At 60.4% G+C, this 14,501-nt stretch carries 19 protein-coding genes; 1 reads left to right on the forward strand and 18 read right to left on the reverse strand.

What is annotated here, in order from left to right; translation table 11 throughout:
* Positions 1–189 precede the first annotated feature (189 nt).
* The 18 genes from VQ045_RS04685 to motA all read right to left on the reverse strand — a co-directional run bounded on the left by VQ045_RS04685 (position 190) and on the right by motA (position 13,541).
* Positions 190–1,464 carry a flagellin N-terminal helical domain-containing protein gene (locus VQ045_RS04685; protein WP_327623897.1) on the reverse strand — a complete coding sequence of 425 codons (1,275 nt, stop codon included), beginning with the start codon at positions 1,462–1,464 and terminating at the stop codon, positions 190–192.
* Between the two features lie 150 nt (positions 1,465–1,614).
* Positions 1,615–2,379: a flagellar type III secretion system pore protein FliP gene (gene fliP, locus VQ045_RS04690; RefSeq protein ID WP_327623898.1), complete on the reverse strand. Its 765-nt coding sequence runs from the start codon at positions 2,377–2,379 to the stop codon at positions 1,615–1,617.
* The gene (locus tag VQ045_RS04695) at positions 2,376–2,876 is read right to left on the reverse strand and encodes a flagellar basal body-associated FliL family protein (protein ID WP_331829318.1); all 501 of its coding nucleotides are present in this window, start codon (positions 2,874–2,876) and stop codon (positions 2,376–2,378) included. The genes fliP and VQ045_RS04695 overlap by 4 nt, the downstream gene beginning before the upstream one ends.
* Positions 2,877–3,077: 201 nt before the next feature.
* Positions 3,078–3,782: a flagellar basal body L-ring protein FlgH gene (flgH, locus tag VQ045_RS04700; RefSeq protein WP_327623900.1), complete on the reverse strand. Its 705-nt coding sequence runs from the start codon at positions 3,780–3,782 to the stop codon at positions 3,078–3,080.
* Positions 3,779–4,372 (reverse strand): MotE family protein, encoded by a 594-nt coding sequence (locus VQ045_RS04705; protein ID WP_327623901.1) that lies wholly within the window; start codon positions 4,370–4,372, stop codon positions 3,779–3,781. Before VQ045_RS04705 ends, flgH begins: the two co-directional genes overlap by 4 nt.
* Complete coding sequence (flgI, locus tag VQ045_RS04710) at positions 4,372–5,553, reverse strand: flagellar basal body P-ring protein FlgI (RefSeq protein ID WP_327623902.1); 1,182 nt, start codon at positions 5,551–5,553, stop codon at positions 4,372–4,374. The genes VQ045_RS04705 and flgI overlap by 1 nt, the downstream gene beginning before the upstream one ends.
* Positions 5,550–6,035 (reverse strand): flagellar basal body P-ring formation chaperone FlgA, encoded by a 486-nt coding sequence (flgA, locus tag VQ045_RS04715; protein WP_327623903.1) that lies wholly within the window; start codon positions 6,033–6,035, stop codon positions 5,550–5,552. Before flgA ends, flgI begins: the two co-directional genes overlap by 4 nt.
* 12 nt (positions 6,036–6,047) lie before the next feature.
* Complete coding sequence (gene flgG, locus VQ045_RS04720) at positions 6,048–6,836, reverse strand: flagellar basal-body rod protein FlgG (RefSeq protein WP_327623904.1); 789 nt, start codon at positions 6,834–6,836, stop codon at positions 6,048–6,050.
* Positions 6,837–6,931: 95 nt separating this feature from the next.
* Positions 6,932–7,243, reverse strand: coding sequence for a flagellar hook-basal body complex protein FliE (locus VQ045_RS04725; RefSeq protein ID WP_327623905.1), 312 nt, complete (start codon positions 7,241–7,243; stop codon positions 6,932–6,934).
* Between the two features lie 2 nt (positions 7,244–7,245).
* Positions 7,246–7,662 (reverse strand): flagellar basal body rod protein FlgC, encoded by a 417-nt coding sequence (gene flgC / locus VQ045_RS04730; RefSeq protein WP_327623906.1) that lies wholly within the window; start codon positions 7,660–7,662, stop codon positions 7,246–7,248.
* Between the two features lie 5 nt (positions 7,663–7,667).
* A complete protein-coding gene (gene flgB, locus VQ045_RS04735) occupies positions 7,668–8,048 on the reverse strand; it encodes a flagellar basal body rod protein FlgB (protein ID WP_327623907.1) in 381 nt (126 codons plus the stop codon).
* Between the two features lie 209 nt (positions 8,049–8,257).
* Positions 8,258–8,701, reverse strand: a complete 444-nt coding sequence (locus VQ045_RS04740) for a hypothetical protein (protein WP_331829319.1) — start codon at positions 8,699–8,701, stop codon at positions 8,258–8,260.
* A 2-nt stretch (positions 8,702–8,703) separates the two neighbouring features.
* The gene (flhB, locus tag VQ045_RS04745) at positions 8,704–9,792 is read right to left on the reverse strand and encodes a flagellar biosynthesis protein FlhB (protein WP_327623909.1); all 1,089 of its coding nucleotides are present in this window, start codon (positions 9,790–9,792) and stop codon (positions 8,704–8,706) included.
* A 102-nt stretch (positions 9,793–9,894) separates the two neighbouring features.
* Positions 9,895–10,932 carry a FliG C-terminal domain-containing protein gene (locus VQ045_RS04750; protein WP_327647129.1) on the reverse strand — a complete coding sequence of 346 codons (1,038 nt, stop codon included), beginning with the start codon at positions 10,930–10,932 and terminating at the stop codon, positions 9,895–9,897.
* 12 nt (positions 10,933–10,944) lie between these two features.
* Positions 10,945–11,295 (reverse strand): flagellar motor switch protein FliN, encoded by a 351-nt coding sequence (gene fliN, locus VQ045_RS04755; RefSeq protein WP_327623911.1) that lies wholly within the window; start codon positions 11,293–11,295, stop codon positions 10,945–10,947.
* 73 nt (positions 11,296–11,368) lie between these two features.
* Positions 11,369–11,755 (reverse strand): DUF6468 domain-containing protein, encoded by a 387-nt coding sequence (locus tag VQ045_RS04760; RefSeq protein WP_327623912.1) that lies wholly within the window; start codon positions 11,753–11,755, stop codon positions 11,369–11,371.
* Positions 11,736–12,674 carry a FliM/FliN family flagellar motor switch protein gene (locus VQ045_RS04765; protein ID WP_327623913.1) on the reverse strand — a complete coding sequence of 313 codons (939 nt, stop codon included), beginning with the start codon at positions 12,672–12,674 and terminating at the stop codon, positions 11,736–11,738. The genes VQ045_RS04760 and VQ045_RS04765 overlap by 20 nt, the downstream gene beginning before the upstream one ends.
* A 3-nt stretch (positions 12,675–12,677) precedes the next feature.
* A complete protein-coding gene (gene motA / locus VQ045_RS04770) occupies positions 12,678–13,541 on the reverse strand; it encodes a flagellar motor stator protein MotA (RefSeq protein ID WP_327623914.1) in 864 nt (287 codons plus the stop codon).
* A 176-nt stretch (positions 13,542–13,717) separates the two neighbouring features.
* On the opposite strand from motA, the gene VQ045_RS04775 reads away from it, so the two are divergent.
* Positions 13,718–14,500, forward strand: coding sequence for a DUF1217 domain-containing protein (locus tag VQ045_RS04775; protein WP_331829320.1), 783 nt, complete (start codon positions 13,718–13,720; stop codon positions 14,498–14,500).
* The last annotated feature ends 1 nt before the right edge of the window (position 14,501 follow it).

Raw genomic sequence — 14,501 nt, forward strand, 5'->3', positions numbered from 1 at the left:
CCGAAACTCCATCTCCTTATGGTTAACCAATCGGAATGAGGTATAGTTAATGAAAAGTAACATCAACGCGTGTGAGATCCGACAGATTGCAACCCAGAGCGTCCAAGCGACCGAACCATGCCGCCAACGGAAAAGGCCGCCCCTTGCGGAGCGGCCCTTTCATGCAGTGATATGGCTGTTGGGGGTGGGTTAGCCTTGGAACAGCTGCAGAATTGCCTGGGTAGAGGTGTTGGCGATCGACAGCGCCTGGACACCGAGCTGCTGCTGGGTCTGCAGCGCCTTGAGGCGGGTCGACTCCTCGGTCATGTCGGCATCGACAAGAGCGCCGACACCCTTGGAAATTGTGTCCATAAGCTTGGAGACGAAGTTCGTCTGCATCTCCACCCGGTTCTGGACGGCGCCGAGGCTGGATGCCGCGGTGGTAACCTGCGACAGCGCTTCGTCGACCACCCGGATATAGGCCTGAACCTGTCCCGAAGTGACGCCAGCCACCGAGATGTCGATGGCATCGACCGCCGTGGAGAAGGTGCCCGTGGCAGCAGAAACGGTATCGATAGCCGCCAGACCAATATCGGCGACCGCGAGGCCACTCGTCCCGGAGCCCGTCGCGGCGGTGACCGTAAAGCTCTCGAGCGACTTGAAGCTCAAGGCGCCCGCGGTAATCGACACATCGATACCCTGAATGCCGGCGTCCTGCAGCGCCTGCGCGTAAACTGCCTTGAGATCGCCGTCGGACTTGATGGACGTACCGGCCAGACCCGCGGCGGTCAGGGTTGCCTGGGTAATTTCCACGGTGCGGCCAGCGGCGCCGTTCTGCGAGATGCTGAAAGTGATCTTGTCGTCGGCGTTGGCAAAATCGACCGCGGTGGTCTCGACCGTCGACGTACCGGTCGCGGCCTCGAACTGGTCGATATCGATGGTTTTGTCGAGAATGCCGGCATTGGCGGCGAAGAGGCGGATACTGACGATGTCGACCTTGATCGACCCGACGGCGAGCTTGCCACTGGCATCGCGCGACAGCGACGAAACGATTTCCTTCTGGGTGGTCGCGGCCGTGTTGCTGAGCCAATTCTGACCGGAGAACGAAGCCGAATCGGAAATCGTCTTCAGCTGTTCCTGCAGCGCGGTGATTTCCGACTGCACCTTGGACCTGTCGACGCCATCACTGGTCGCGGTCGTCAGCTTGGCCTTGATTTCGTTGAGCACGTCTTTAGCGGCGCTCAGGCCGGTATAGGCGGTGTCGACCGTGGCCGCGCCGATGCCGAGCGAGTCGGATACCGCCGACATGGCCTGGTTGTCCGAACGCATGCCGGTGGCGATCGACCAGTAGGCCGCGTTGTCCTTGGCTTCCGCCACACGAAGTCCGGTCGAGATCCGGTTCTGGGTGTCGTCCATCGCCATGTTCGTCTGCTGCAGCGTCTGCAGAGCCGTCATCGCTGCGACGTTGGTGTTGATACTCGTCATTCCATTACCCTTAATGGCGCAGTCGCCCTTCATGGGCTTTTTGCTAAATCAAGGTCCGCGTCATCATGTTCGGTACCGTCGCGGGTTAACCTAGGTTCTTAACGTTAACCAAGTGTGAAAATGCGTCCCGACCGGGTGTGTTTGGCGCGGCTAAAAAAACGAGCGGACCAACGATCCGACAAGCATGTTCCAACCGTCGATCAGGATGAAAAACAGGATCTTGAAGGGCAACGAGATGATCGTCGGCGGCAGCATCATCATGCCCATCGACATTGTCAGCGTGGCGACGATCATATCGATCACCAGGAATGGCAGCACGATGAGAAAGCCGATCTCGAAGCCGCGGCGCAGCTCGGAAATCATGAAGGCCGGTATCAGAACACGCAATGCGACGTCGCGCTCGTCGGCGGCCCCCTGCTCGGCCGGCTCGACCCGCGTGCGGCTGGTCGCGTCGGCAATGTCTCCGAATAGCGCCAAATCCGCGGGTCGCACCTGGGTCAGCATGAAGTCCTTGAACGGATCCGTGATCCGATAGAACGCGTCCTCCTCGCTGATCGAATTGTTCAACAACGGTTGCAGACCGTCGTTCCAGGCGCGGTCGAAGGTCGGTGCCATGACGAAAAAGGTCATGAACAGCGACAGGGATATCAGGATGAGGTTTGCCGGCGTCGTCTGCAGGCCAATTCCGGCGCGAAGGATCGACAGCGCGATGACGATACGCGTGAAGGAGGTGACCATCACCAGAAGCCCCGGCGCGACCGACAGAATCGTGACGATGCCGAACAATTGCACGATGCGGCCCGACGCGCTCGAATCCCCGGCAGGGATCAGAGCTGCCAGCCCGGATAGATCGGGGGTTTGCGCAAAGGCCGGCGTGGCGAAGAGAATGGCGAGAAGAAAGAGCAGCGGTCTCATTCGGCGACCATGGTCTGGATGAGATAGTCGATGACCGCCGGTGAGCGCAGGCGGGCCCGTTCGCGCAGGTCTTCGCGCAGATGAAGCAGTCCGCGCGTACCCTCGATCTGGGCAAGCTGGACCGAACGCAGGAATGCCAGCGTATCCGATTCGATCTCCGCGGCGAGGACATCGGCGTTGACGCTGCCATCGTCTTTCAGGACCAGCGAAGCCTCGATGCGAAGCCAGGTGCGCGGGGGCGCGTAGATGTTGGTGAGGATCGGCTTTAGCGGAATCAGGCGGAGCGGCGTCTCGTCATGCTCCGCCGTAGCCAGGTCGCTATCGCCCCTGTCGACCTCGTTTGCCGTTTCGACCGGCGGCGTGGCAGGCTCAGTTTTCTGCTCCGGCGATGCCCCGGACTTGCCGAGTATACTGCCGAGGAAGGCTCCGCCACCGCCCGCGACGAGAGTCAGAATCACCACCACCACGACGGTCGGAATCAGTCCGTCACCCTTCATGGCGCTGTCTTGTTTTTGCCGGAAGTGCCGATCTCGACCATGCGACGACCCCTCTCCACTCACGCGTCGGCGGCAGCGCCCTCATGGCGATGCCTTTGCCGACGACCGAGCGATATCGGGTCTGGCTGTCGCGAGACTTGCGGGGGTACAGCCGCCGGTTGCCCGGGCCGATCCGCGGCTTTGCCGGAAAGGCGACAGGCCTCAGTAAGGCGCGACGATATCGTAGATCTGCTGGCCCCAACCGGGCTGTTGAACCTCGGTAATGCGGCCGCGGCCGCCATAGGAAATCCGCGCCTCGGCGATCTTGTCATATTCGATGGTGTTGTTCGCCAGGATGTCGCGGGGCCGGATGATGCCGGCGATGGACAGCACCCTGACCTCGAAATTGACCCGCATTTCCTGTTGGCCGCTGATGAACAAATTGCCGTTCGGCAGCTTCTGGCCGACCACGGCCGCGACCGACAGATCGATGTCCTCGGACCGCTTGATCCTGCCCTTGCCAGCCATGTCGGACTTGCCGTTGGCGCCCAGTGTCGCCCCAACGGTCGGCAGTGTGTATTGGCCGAAAGTTCCAGCCAGATCGAGCCCGGAGTCGATGCCGGACTTGCGCGAACGCTCCGAATTGTTGTCGAGCGATGCCTGGTCGCGGATCTGGATTTTCACCGTGACGATATCGCCAACGCCGAGGGCGCGCGGATCCTGGTAGAAGTCGGCACGCTCGTCGCTCCACAACGAATGCGGTGTGCGCGGTCCGGCGGCCGGGAACGCGGCCGGCTGGGCGACGATCGGCGGATTCTCATAGAGCCCGGCGCCAACCGGCGACAGGGCCGGCTCGCGAAACGCGTCCTCGCGCGTCGTCGAGCAGCCGGCCAGGGCGGCGAGCGCAATAACGGCCAAAGCTCTCACGATTTGCTCTCCGCGACCTGTTTCTCGTCCATCGAACCACCGGCGGAGGTCTTTTGAACGATCAAGTTGGTGATTTCGGCGGCGGTGGCTGGCGGCATCGCGCTGAGAATGTCGCTGGCCTGACGCGATTTCAGCCGGGCGATCAACGAGGCAGCGGAATCGCGGTCGATCTGAGCGAGTTGCGCGGCGGCAGCGTCAGCCTTCATCTTGGCATAGATGTCGACGATGATCGTGGATGCGCCGTCGAGGAAGCGGTTTCGCTCCGCCAGCCATTCCTGATAATCCTTCCGCTTGGCTTCGAGGGCGTCGATCTGCTTGCCGATCTCGGTTTCGAGTTCGGTCAATTGCTTCTGCTCCAAAGCGTAGCGAGCGTCCTGGGCCTTGTCAGCGATATTGAGACAGTACTTCTCGACCTCACTGGCGGGCTTTTTGCGTTTGGCGACGTCACCGCTCTCGCCGATGATTCGGACTTCCTGAGGTGGGATTTCGGGCGCTCCAGCCGCATGCGCGAAGCCGATCGGCGCCAGAGCAGGGGCGAAAACGACGAGCCAGGCAGCGCGCCATCCCGTTCGCGTGAAAGTCTGAATCATCATTGCACCACGAGTTCGGCCTGTAAGGCACCAGCCGTCTTGATCCCCTGCAGGATCGCGATGATCCCCGTCGGCTTCAGCCCCATACCGTTGAGGCCGCGAACCACGGATTCCAGATCGGCGCCGCCGACGAAGGCGAAGGACCCGCCACTCTGCTGGGCGTCGACGATGGTTTCGGAGGTCACCACGGTCTGCCCCTTCGAGAAGGGCTCAGGCTGCGAGACGGCCGGCAGTTCGCTGACCCGGACGGTCAGATTGCCATGGGTCAGGGCGACGGTGGAGATCTGCACATCCCTGCCAATGACGACCGTGCCGGTCCGCTCATCGATAACGACCCGCGCCACCTGGTCGGGCTCGATCCTGAGATCACCGATCTCGGCGATGAAACGGGTGCTCGACACCTTCGCGGGCCGCTTGAGATGGATCGTACGGAAGTCCTCTTCCTGCGCGACGGCCGCGCCCCAGCGATTGACGGAATAGTTGTTGACGATGTCGACGACGCGGATCGCGGTCTTGAAATCCGGATTGAAAAGCTCGATCGCCAATCGGCCGTCATCGTTGAAGGCACCAGGCACCTCCCGTTCGACAAGCGCGCCGTTCGCGACCCGGCCAGTGGTTGGTACGCCCTGGGTCAGGCGTTCGCTGTCGCCCTGGGTGGAAAAACCGCTCACCGCAAGCGGGCCTTGTGCCACTGCGTAGATCTCACCATCAGCGCCATACAGCGGCGTCATCACCAGCGTACCCCCCATCAGCGACGAGGCGTCGCCGAGCGAGGACACGGTGACATCGATGCGCGAGCCGGTGCCGATAAAAGCCGGCAGTTCTGCGGTCACGATAACCGCCGCGACATTCTTGCTGCGCGAGGACTGGGACCGGATGTTGACGCCCATCCGATCGAGCATCGACTGCATCGACTGCTCGGTGAATGGCGCGTTGCGCATGGAATCGCCGGTCCCTTGAAGACCGATCACGAGACCGTAACCGACGAGTTGGTTGGCCCGCACGCCGCGAATATTGACGATGTCCTTGATGCGGACGGTGCCGGCCGCATCTGCCGGGTTCCCACGGACATGCTGGAGCTTTGCCACAGCCTGACCGCCGGCGCCGCTATAGTCGGCGGCCGACGTGCCCTGAAGGCTCGCGGCGATGAGGAGGACCCCGAGGAGCAGCCGAACGATCATCCGTGGATCCGAACGCTGCCGTCGGCTTCGACGATACCGGAGACGACGAGACCGCTGTCGGCGTTGCGCACGCGCACGATCTCGCCTTCGGCGGCCGAGCGCAGCGCCGTGCCGAGGCCGGTGATGATCAGCCCGCCTTCGCGGAAGACCATCGTCACGGCCGCGCCGGCCCGCACCAGGTCCGGGGTTTTGAGATCCGACAGAAGGATTGGCTTGCCCGGCAGAAGAGTGCGCCGTGCCACCTGCCCCGCGAGCATGTCGTCTTCGATGACGTAGAGCGTGATCTTTTCGTCCTTGACGATATAGGCCTTGTAGGAAATGCCCCGGTCCACAACGCTTTGACCCGGATAGACGACGGCCGCAGGAACCGGAAGGTCGAGCTCGGCCGCAAATCCCTGGATTGGAACAAGCAGTGCCGCAAACGCGGCGAGACCCGCGGCCACCAAAAGGCCGGATGACAGGGCTCGAGGGGTGGTTGCCATGAAGCTCATGGTCTAACGGAGTCCCTTGGTGACGACGCTTGCCATCTCGTCGGCCGCCGAAATCACCTTCGAATTCATTTCGTAAGCCCGCTGAGCGGAAATGAGCTGCGATATTTCCTTCACGGGATCGACGTTGGAATCCTCCAGATAGCCCTGATGAACCACCGCCATGCCCGGATCCCCCGGAACGCCCGCGGTCGGGCCGCCCGAAGCGAGGGTTTCCTTGAACAGGTTGCCGCCCTGTGCAGCCAATCCCGCGTCATTGGCAAAAGTCGCGATCGTCAACTGGCCTATCTCTTGCGCATCGGCCTGACCGTCCACCTGAGCGAAAACCTGTCCGCTCTCGTTGACGGTGATTTCGGTGGCGTTCTGCGGGACCGTGATGGCCGGTTCGACGCGATAACCGTCGAGCGTGACGAGTTGCCCCTCACCATTGGTGTTGAATGCGCCGTCGCGGGTATAGAGAATCTCGCCGCCAGGCCCTTCCAATTGGAACCAGCCGGCCCCGTTCAGGGCGAGATCGAGCTTGTTACCAGTCTGATTGAGCGTGCCCTGGAGATTGATGTTGCGGATTGCCGCGAGACGCACGCCGAGGCCCAGCTGGGCGCCTTCCGGCACCACACCCTGCCCGCCCCGCGCGGGAACGCCCTGCATCCGTTCCACCTGGTAGAGCAGATCGGTGAACTCGGCGCGCGCGCGCTTGAATCCGGTCGTGTTGATGTTCGCGATGTTATTGGCGATGACCTCAACGTTGGTCTGCTGGGCGTTCATGCCGGTGGCGGCGATTGCAAGGGCTCGCATCGGGTGGCTCCTTCAGGATGATGGACCGGCATTCCAATGTTCCTGGAGCGCCGGAAAAGCAGTATTCGCGAGGCGAATGACAGGGCCGGATCGCCTCAGATCGCCATGCGGGACAGTTCGAGATAGGCGCTGACGGCCTTGTCGCGGATGGAAACAGCCGTCTGGAGCGTCCGTTCGGCGGCCATGACGGATTCGACAACGGACTGCGTCGTCGCATTGCCGTTGATCCCCTTGATCGACGTTGCCTCGGCGGTCTTGACCGTGTTGACGGCTTCGCTCGCGATCTGCGACAGGACGGTGCCGAAATCGGCTCCAGCGGCCGCCTGAGCAGGTCCCGTTGGGGTGAATGTATTGCCGACCGCGCTGGTGCCGATGCTCGGAAAGGTTGCTCCGATGGATGGGATCATGGTCAGCTCCTCAGAAGGTCGATGGTCATGTTGATGATTTCGCGCGCCTGCTTCACCACCTGGATGTTGGCTTCGTAGGAGCGGTTCGCCTCGCGCATGTCCGCCATTTCGACGAGCATCCGTACATTCGGCATTTTCACGTAGCCCTCGGCGTTGGCCGCCGGGTTGCCCGGGTCATGCTCGAGGACGAAGGGGGTTTCGTCAGTCCCGATTCCGCCGACCCGGACCATTTCGGCACCGGTGACACGATCGAGCTCACCCTGGAAGGTGACCGTCTTGCGCTGATACGGATCGCTACCGGCTGTCGTCCCCGTGGTCTGGGCATTGGCGATGTTCTCGGAAACCACCCGCATGCGCGTGGACTGTGCCTGAAGGCCACTAGCGGCGATCCTGAGCGGGGCAAGAAGCGGATCGGACATCGGAGTTATCCCTTCACGGACATGACGAGCAGGCGGTGAAACGCCTTCACGACCGACGTATCGAGAGAATACGCCCGAGAAATCTCACCGGCCTTGAGCATCTCCTGCTCAAGGCTCACGGAATTGCCGGAATGGGTGACATCCCAAGGCGTTTCAGTGACGACATCCTGACTGTCGCTGGTACCGCCGAGCGAGGCCATATGCATGTTGCTGGAGCTCGCGAGATCGAGACGTGTCGAAGCCAGAACCTCGCTGAAGGACGCCAGGTCTTTGGCTTTGTAACCAGGCGTATTCGCATTGGCGACGTTTTCGGCCACCACCGTCTGGCGCGTGGCCAACCACGAGGTGCGCTGCGAAGCGATTCCAAAAAGATAGACCTGTTCCATGACATCTCGCGCCAATGCTCTTGAGACTCATGGTCTAGGAGGAAGCGCTTGTCCGAAGCTTGCCCTCACGGTGATAACCGGTTGAGAAGGAACGGACGAGACGGCGTAGAAAGGCTCAGGGGGCCAAGGCATCACCGTTGCGGAGCGCTTGCGTCCGATGAGCGCAAGACATCGTCAGACACGGCCGCGGCGGCCGACGAGCAGCTATGTCAGGCGTCGGGTGGGGAGATGGACTCTTGCAAATGTGCGCCGAGGATCGCCCGACGCAGTTCCTCGGTGCCGCCGTCAGCCATCTCACCGGCATCGTCGAACGCGATGTAGGTGATATCCACCGCCGCCGCAGAGGCGCCCAGCTCAAGCTGGAAATGGGCGGTGACGCCGGCATGTTTGAACTCGAGGGCGAGCGAGACAATCGGCACGCCGCCCCAGTTCAGACGCACGTCGCCGGAATTGGCAAAGCGCAGCACACCAGGCTTGAGATACAACTCCGCCGAGGAGGTGACGATATCCGCAATATTGCCATAGCGTTCGAGACGGAGGAAGGCGATGTAGTCGACCACGTCCACGAGACGAAGTTCGGCGACGACTTCCTTGATGCCATCGGCAAGCGCCCGCTCGCGAGACAAGGTGTTGTGTTTGCGGATATCGAGCATGACTATGCGGTAGCGACTCCGACCTTCGAACCCGTCCGGGAGTGGAGGAAATAGATGAGTTCGGCAATTGCCTTGAAGAATTGCGGCGGAATCATCTGATCGATTTCGACATGATCATACATAGACCTTGCCAATAGCTTGTCTTCTATCACCGGCACGTCGTTGGCCTCGGCGATTTCCCGGATCTTCAGGGCGACCAGGTCGGTGCCCTTGGCAACTACCATCGGCGCGCCACCGTCTTCGCGAACATATCGCAGCGCGATCGCGTAATGGGTGGGGTTGGCGATCACGAGCGTCGCGAAGGGCACGTCGGTCATCATGCGCCGGCGCACCCGGTCGCGGGCGATCTGGCGCTGCCGTCCCTTGACCATCGGATCGCCCTCGGCCTGTTTGTTTTCGTCCTTGATCTCCTGCTTCGACATCTTGAGGTCGCGCCGCCAATGGATGCGGCTCATGGCCAGATCGGCTGCGACGAGCACGATCGTCGCGATCGAGACGCCGGAGAGAAGCTTCATCGCCAGTTCGAGAATCAGTTCGGGCACCAGCACCGGATCTGCGAACATGGTGCGCATCATCGTCGGGAAACCCGACATGAGGAGCGTGCCGACGACGACGCCTATGGTGAGAAACTTGAACACAGACTTGCCGAACTCCGTCAGCCCACGCAGACCAAAAATCCGCTTGAACCCGGCCGACAGCGAAATATGCGACGCCTTTGGCCGAATTCGTTCGAAATTGATCTGCGGCGCGTTTTGGAGAACCGACGAGACGACGCCTCCGATGACGAAGAAGACGGCCGCGGGCAGAACGAACCGGGCGCCTTCAAGAGCCAGCATATGGAGGACGTGTAGGGCATCGGCACTCGTATTCAGATCCCATTGCAGGGGGTTTTCGAACGTCGTCTTGAGCACGAGAAGCAAATGGCCCGCACCGTCGCGGATCTGAAACGCGATAAAGGCCATTGCAGCGAGAAGCGACGCCAGAATCGGCGCCTCGCGCGAAACCGGAAGGTTACCCTTCTCGATCGCATCGTTGATCTTCTTCTCGGTCGGTTCTTCCGTTTTGGAGGATTTGTCCTCGCTATCCGACACGGTGGATTATACCCTCGAACCCATTGACGTTCAGTGAAGACTTGGCGGCGCTTCCCCCATGTCGCAGAATTCCTACCGTCCCCGCCTGCACCGCGCCGGCTGTCATTCCTCGTCCTCGGCATGCAGATTGAGCTTGCCTTCCCCCCATAGAGTAAGTCCAGTGGCCGCGATCTGCCGACGGGCTTTGTCAACCTCAGCGGGAGGAGGCTCGTCACTCCGAGAAAGTTCGGCCTCTACCATTCGCCGAGAACGCGAACTCATGCACGAGAGAATGGCCTCTTTGGTTTCTTCGTCGACACCGCCAAGGGCCAGGATGACAACCTCTGTTCCCGTCGCGTCCAGGAGAACCATTCGATCCCGCTTGGACAAGGTAACGACGTCTTCGAAGCTGAACAGAAGGTTCCGAAGCTTTTCAGCATCCTTCGGCTGCTTCACGACCAACATTTCGAGCAACTCATCGGCATGACCCTTGCTCATTCGGTTGACGATATCGGCAAGAACCGTGTGACTGCTGGCTTGGTCAGGACGATCGGAGGTGGCAAGATAGGAATGACGAAGGTGGTTCTCCAGCAGCCGTTGTACGGGCCGAGAAAGCGACTTCAGAGACAAAACCCGCCGCATTACCTCATTGCGGAACGCCGGCTCGAATTCTTGGGCGATCATCGCCGCGGTCTCTGCCCTGATCTTCGACAATAGGACGGCGACAACATGAGGGTGTTCCCTCGCCAGTTTCGGCGCCAGCATCTCGTGCTGCAGATTCGCCACTGCGTCCCAAACACTACGCGTCTCGCGATCGGGTTCTTTCCCCGAACCGTCGAAGTCGTCGACCGAGAAGATGGACTCGAACTCCTCCGCCGACAGCGCGTTCTGGAGAAGTTCTGTCATTTGCTCGCCCGGACCATTTAAACCCGGCGATTTCTTGAAGGCCTCTTGGAAGTGATCGACCAATTCGTCGATTTGGTCCGGTGTAATCGAAGCAAGACCAGCCGCACTTTCCTTTAACAGTTTGATCTCGTCGGTCGTGAAGTGCTTCAAAACCCGGGAGGCCCCAGCGCTGCCCAAGGCAATCAACACGATAGCCGCACGAGCGCGGCTACTCGCTGGCAGCTCCGAGTTTTCGTCCTGATAGGTGGCAACCATCGACATCGTGGATCAAGCGGCCCGCGGTTTTTTCGACGGAAGGCGAGCACCTGGCTTCGCAACTTCGGTCAAGGTCACTCCGAAACGCTGGTCCTCGTTGTCGAGTACGACAATCTCACCGCGAGCCACAACGCGACCGTTCACGATCACATCAACCGGATCGCCGACTTTCGTATCGAGTTTAACGATTGCGCCACGGCCAAGATTAAGGATGTCGGCGACGGTCATCGTTGTTGAACCGAGAACGACATGCATCGTCACCGGTACGTCCATGACAAGATCAAGATCGAGCCGATCATCCTGGCCCGTCGGCCCTACTGCTGAGTCTTCATTCTCGGTTGCAGTATCGTTGTCTTCAGTCATGGTGCGATCCATCTTACGCTTTGACGGGCCGCTTCATGCGGCGCGAATTCGCCTAGCCCAACCCATCAACGGGTTAGCGGGCCAGACTGGCGTGAAGCCTGTGTATCGTCGTTTCAAGACCTTCTGCATCCGAGGCCGCCGAGACTGCACGATCATGACAAGATTCACACCGGGCCCTGTTATGGTCTGCCCTTGAAATCAGCAATTCGAGGCGGTGGATCGTCTCTTTCGCTTCGACAACTTGCGCCTCCAGCGAGCGCAGTGTCTGGACACCCTCATGTTTCAGCACGACGACGGCATCCGCGGCTCTCGTGATAGCGTGATTGGCTTCTGTCAGCGCGGCGCCGAGGCCGCTTTCCGATGCCCGCAATGCTCGGAGCTCCTGATACATGCGGCCGCTTCTAAGTGCGGTGACGACGAGCGCCACCATTAGCACGATGTCAGTCAGAAAGGATGTCATCGATAAACTCCTCGGCAGGGTCCACCCGCTCTTCTATCCGCAGGACGTAGTCTACCCCTGAACGCCCCATCCGGGCGCGCAAGAGGGCCCTACCCTCACATTCCACAGCGATTAGGCTGGCGGCGTTGATTTCCAATTCGATCGTTTCTCCCACTTTGAATCCCGCAATCCTTCTCAGCGGAATCTTCTTCTTAGCGAGAACCGCGTCCAGACGAAGATCGCTTTGGGCGAAGCTGGCCTTGATGCCTGCGGACCAATTTTCGTCGCGATCGAGTTTGACGACGTCAGGCAGTTCGCGGAGGAAGCGTCGGTGTGGAGCGAAGAAGCTGCTCGGCAGCCCAAAGGTGATGGTCGTCGTAAGAGTGCCAACGCGCAACTCGAACCGGAACAGGACAAACCGGTCGCCGGGGTCGCCAAGCTGCTCGGCAAGTTCGGACGGATCGATCAGATTGCTCGCCGAAAGGCGGAATTCGGCAATATCATTGAAGACCGGGTCGGCAGCTTCCGCAATCGTCGTTAAGGCCAGTTTGACAACGCCGCGGTCGAGGTCAGTCGGTTTTCGGGGCTGATCATCCGAGGTCGAAGGCTCTGCCGCGAAGAGGGCGGCGATCAGGGCTTCGACACCGGAATTGTTGAGAGTGACGTAGCCGGGGTGCCGAAAGCGCGAGGAGCTCAATACCGCATAGAGCGAATTGCTTGCGGTATCGGCATCCAAGTCAGGTGCGAAATCTGCTTCGATATCGTGCAAGGTGAAATCGAAAGAAGTACCCGCGAGCGCCGTCATCCGAGCGGTGGCCGCGGTTGCCCATGCCTCGGCCAAGTGCCTGAGACGCGGCAGTTGTCCCGGTTCGAACTCGGCGGCAGCGCGAAGCCGGTCCCCTACGTCTTCAGCATCGGATAATAAACGGGGCTCACTCATGGACTACGCCGCCGATCCGCCGCCGATGGTTTCATTTTCGACCTGGTCGATGGTCGGACGGTCATATGAAGAGATCGTTTTGCGTCCATATTCGAGGGCTACCTGCGGCATCGCTCCATTCATATAGGCGATAAGCGTCGATTTCACGATGGTGAACATCCGACACTTCTTGTCGCGCACCCCTTTTACCTTGTTGGCGATCGGGCCGACCACACCGTAGGAAAAGAAGATGCCGGCAAAGGTTCCGACCAATGCCGCGCCAATCAGGCCGCCGAGAATTTCGGGGGACTGGTCCAGAGCGCCCATGGCCTTGATCACGCCCAAGACAGCGGCGACGATCCCGAGCGCGGGTAGTCCGTCCGCCATGTCCTGCAGCGCGTGCTTGGGCTTCATCTCATCGTAGGTGATGGTCTGGATTTCCTCCTCCATCAACGATTCGATCTCGTGCGGCCGGGCATTGCCGATGATGATCAGCCGGCAATAGTCGCAAATGAAGCTGGTCATGGGATCGTCTTTCAGGACATCCGGATAGGCCTGGAAAATCGTCGATTCCTTCGGATCGTCAATGTGCGCCTCGACCTCGCTGCGCGATTTCGAGCGCATCTCGCGCATCAGCTGATGCAAGAGCCCGAGGACGTTCAAATAGTCATTCGGCTTCGGAACCTTGTTCTTGAAAGCCTCCATGACCGCCTTGCCGGTATCCTTCACGACCTTGGTCGGATTGGCGACGAGGAAGGTCCCGATCGATGAGCCCAGAATGATGACGTATTCGAATGGCTGGACGAGAACCATCAATTTCCCGCCCATCGCGACGAAGCCACCGAACAGGGCTCCAAACGTCACGACCAGCCCAAGCAGAATACCCATGCGGGCCCCCGATTTCTTAATTTTCGAGTGTCACCGGTAGGTAGGCCCGCTTGTGCGAGCCTTGCCGAAGGGTCTGCGCGGTCGCGAAAACCCGTTCGGTTCTGCCGAACAGGCTGGCGCAAGCAAGCTGCCCGATTTTCGGACCACTTGAAATAAGTTTACCGGAGGACGCGACCATGCTGGGCGCAACGACCAGTTTCGAACTCATACGTCGCGACCTTCCGGCCGCTCTCGATCGCACGGCGAAGCAACCGACGGTCGAACGCGCGACCGAACGCTATCTGGAGGCCATCTCCTCGATCAAGACGGTCGAGGACTTCCTCTCCAACGATCGCGTCTACAATTATGCCATGAAGGCCTTTGGGCTCGAAGACATGACCTACGCCAAGGCGTTCATGCGCAAGGTCCTGGTCGAAGGCATCGACGACAAGGAGAGCTTTGCCAACAAGCTGACCGACAATCGCTACAAGGACTTCGCCGAAACCTTCAATTTCGCGCGCTACGACAAGACCGCCATGGCCTTCGACCGAGCCCAGCAGGGCGTCGTCGACAAATATGTTCGCCAGACGCTTGAGGAAGACACCGGAACCCAGAGCGAAGGCGCGCGGCTCGCTCTGTATTTCGAACGCGCCGCCCCGACGATCACCACGACGTTTTCCATCCTCGCCGACAGCGCTTTGATGAAGGTCGTCCAAGTCGCCTTCGGCATTCCCCCCGAGATCGGCGCGCTCGATATCGACAAACAGGCGGCGATCTATGAACAGCGGCTGGACATCGAGGATTTGAAGGATCCCGAGAAACTGCAGAAGCTGCTGACGCGCTTCACCGCGATCTACGACACGACAGAAACCTCGGCACAAGCGGCCAATCCTGCCCTTGCGCTCTTCGGATCGCCGAGCGCCGGCATCGACGGCAACCTGCTGCTCACACTCCAGTCGTACCGCAGCGGAGGCTTCTGAC

It is taken from the genome of Aurantimonas sp. E1-2-R+4 (assembly GCF_036549515.1).
In the GTDB taxonomy this organism is placed as follows: domain Bacteria; phylum Pseudomonadota; class Alphaproteobacteria; order Rhizobiales; family Rhizobiaceae; genus Aurantimonas; species Aurantimonas coralicida_A.

What these genes read in the sequence shown, in the direction of transcription:
- VQ045_RS04725 (WP_327623905.1), bottom strand. Translation starts at nt 7,243, where the DNA reads ATGATCCCATCCATCGGAGCAACCTTTCCGAGCATCGGCACCAGCGCG.
- flgC (WP_327623906.1), bottom strand. Translation starts at nt 7,662, where the DNA reads ATGTCCGATCCGCTTCTTGCCCCGCTCAGGATCGCCGCTAGTGGCCTT.
- motA (WP_327623914.1), bottom strand. Translation starts at nt 13,541, where the DNA reads ATGGGTATTCTGCTTGGGCTGGTCGTGACGTTTGGAGCCCTGTTCGGT.
- VQ045_RS04775 (WP_331829320.1), top strand. Translation starts at nt 13,718, where the DNA reads ATGCTGGGCGCAACGACCAGTTTCGAACTCATACGTCGCGACCTTCCG.
- flgI (WP_327623902.1), bottom strand. Translation starts at nt 5,553, where the DNA reads ATGATCGTTCGGCTGCTCCTCGGGGTCCTCCTCATCGCCGCGAGCCTT.
- VQ045_RS04765 (WP_327623913.1), bottom strand. Translation starts at nt 12,674, where the DNA reads ATGAGTGAGCCCCGTTTATTATCCGATGCTGAAGACGTAGGGGACCGG.
- VQ045_RS04750 (WP_327647129.1), bottom strand. Translation starts at nt 10,932, where the DNA reads ATGGTTGCCACCTATCAGGACGAAAACTCGGAGCTGCCAGCGAGTAGC.
- flgG (WP_327623904.1), bottom strand. Translation starts at nt 6,836, where the DNA reads ATGCGAGCCCTTGCAATCGCCGCCACCGGCATGAACGCCCAGCAGACC.
- flgA (WP_327623903.1), bottom strand. Translation starts at nt 6,035, where the DNA reads ATGGCAACCACCCCTCGAGCCCTGTCATCCGGCCTTTTGGTGGCCGCG.
- VQ045_RS04695 (WP_331829318.1), bottom strand. Translation starts at nt 2,876, where the DNA reads ATGAAGGGTGACGGACTGATTCCGACCGTCGTGGTGGTGGTGATTCTG.
- flgB (WP_327623907.1), bottom strand. Translation starts at nt 8,048, where the DNA reads ATGGAACAGGTCTATCTTTTTGGAATCGCTTCGCAGCGCACCTCGTGG.
- VQ045_RS04760 (WP_327623912.1), bottom strand. Translation starts at nt 11,755, where the DNA reads ATGACATCCTTTCTGACTGACATCGTGCTAATGGTGGCGCTCGTCGTC.
- VQ045_RS04740 (WP_331829319.1), bottom strand. Translation starts at nt 8,701, where the DNA reads ATGCTCGATATCCGCAAACACAACACCTTGTCTCGCGAGCGGGCGCTT.
- fliP (WP_327623898.1), bottom strand. Translation starts at nt 2,379, where the DNA reads ATGAGACCGCTGCTCTTTCTTCTCGCCATTCTCTTCGCCACGCCGGCC.
- VQ045_RS04705 (WP_327623901.1), bottom strand. Translation starts at nt 4,372, where the DNA reads ATGATTCAGACTTTCACGCGAACGGGATGGCGCGCTGCCTGGCTCGTC.
- fliN (WP_327623911.1), bottom strand. Translation starts at nt 11,295, where the DNA reads ATGACTGAAGACAACGATACTGCAACCGAGAATGAAGACTCAGCAGTA.
- VQ045_RS04685 (WP_327623897.1), bottom strand. Translation starts at nt 1,464, where the DNA reads ATGACGAGTATCAACACCAACGTCGCAGCGATGACGGCTCTGCAGACG.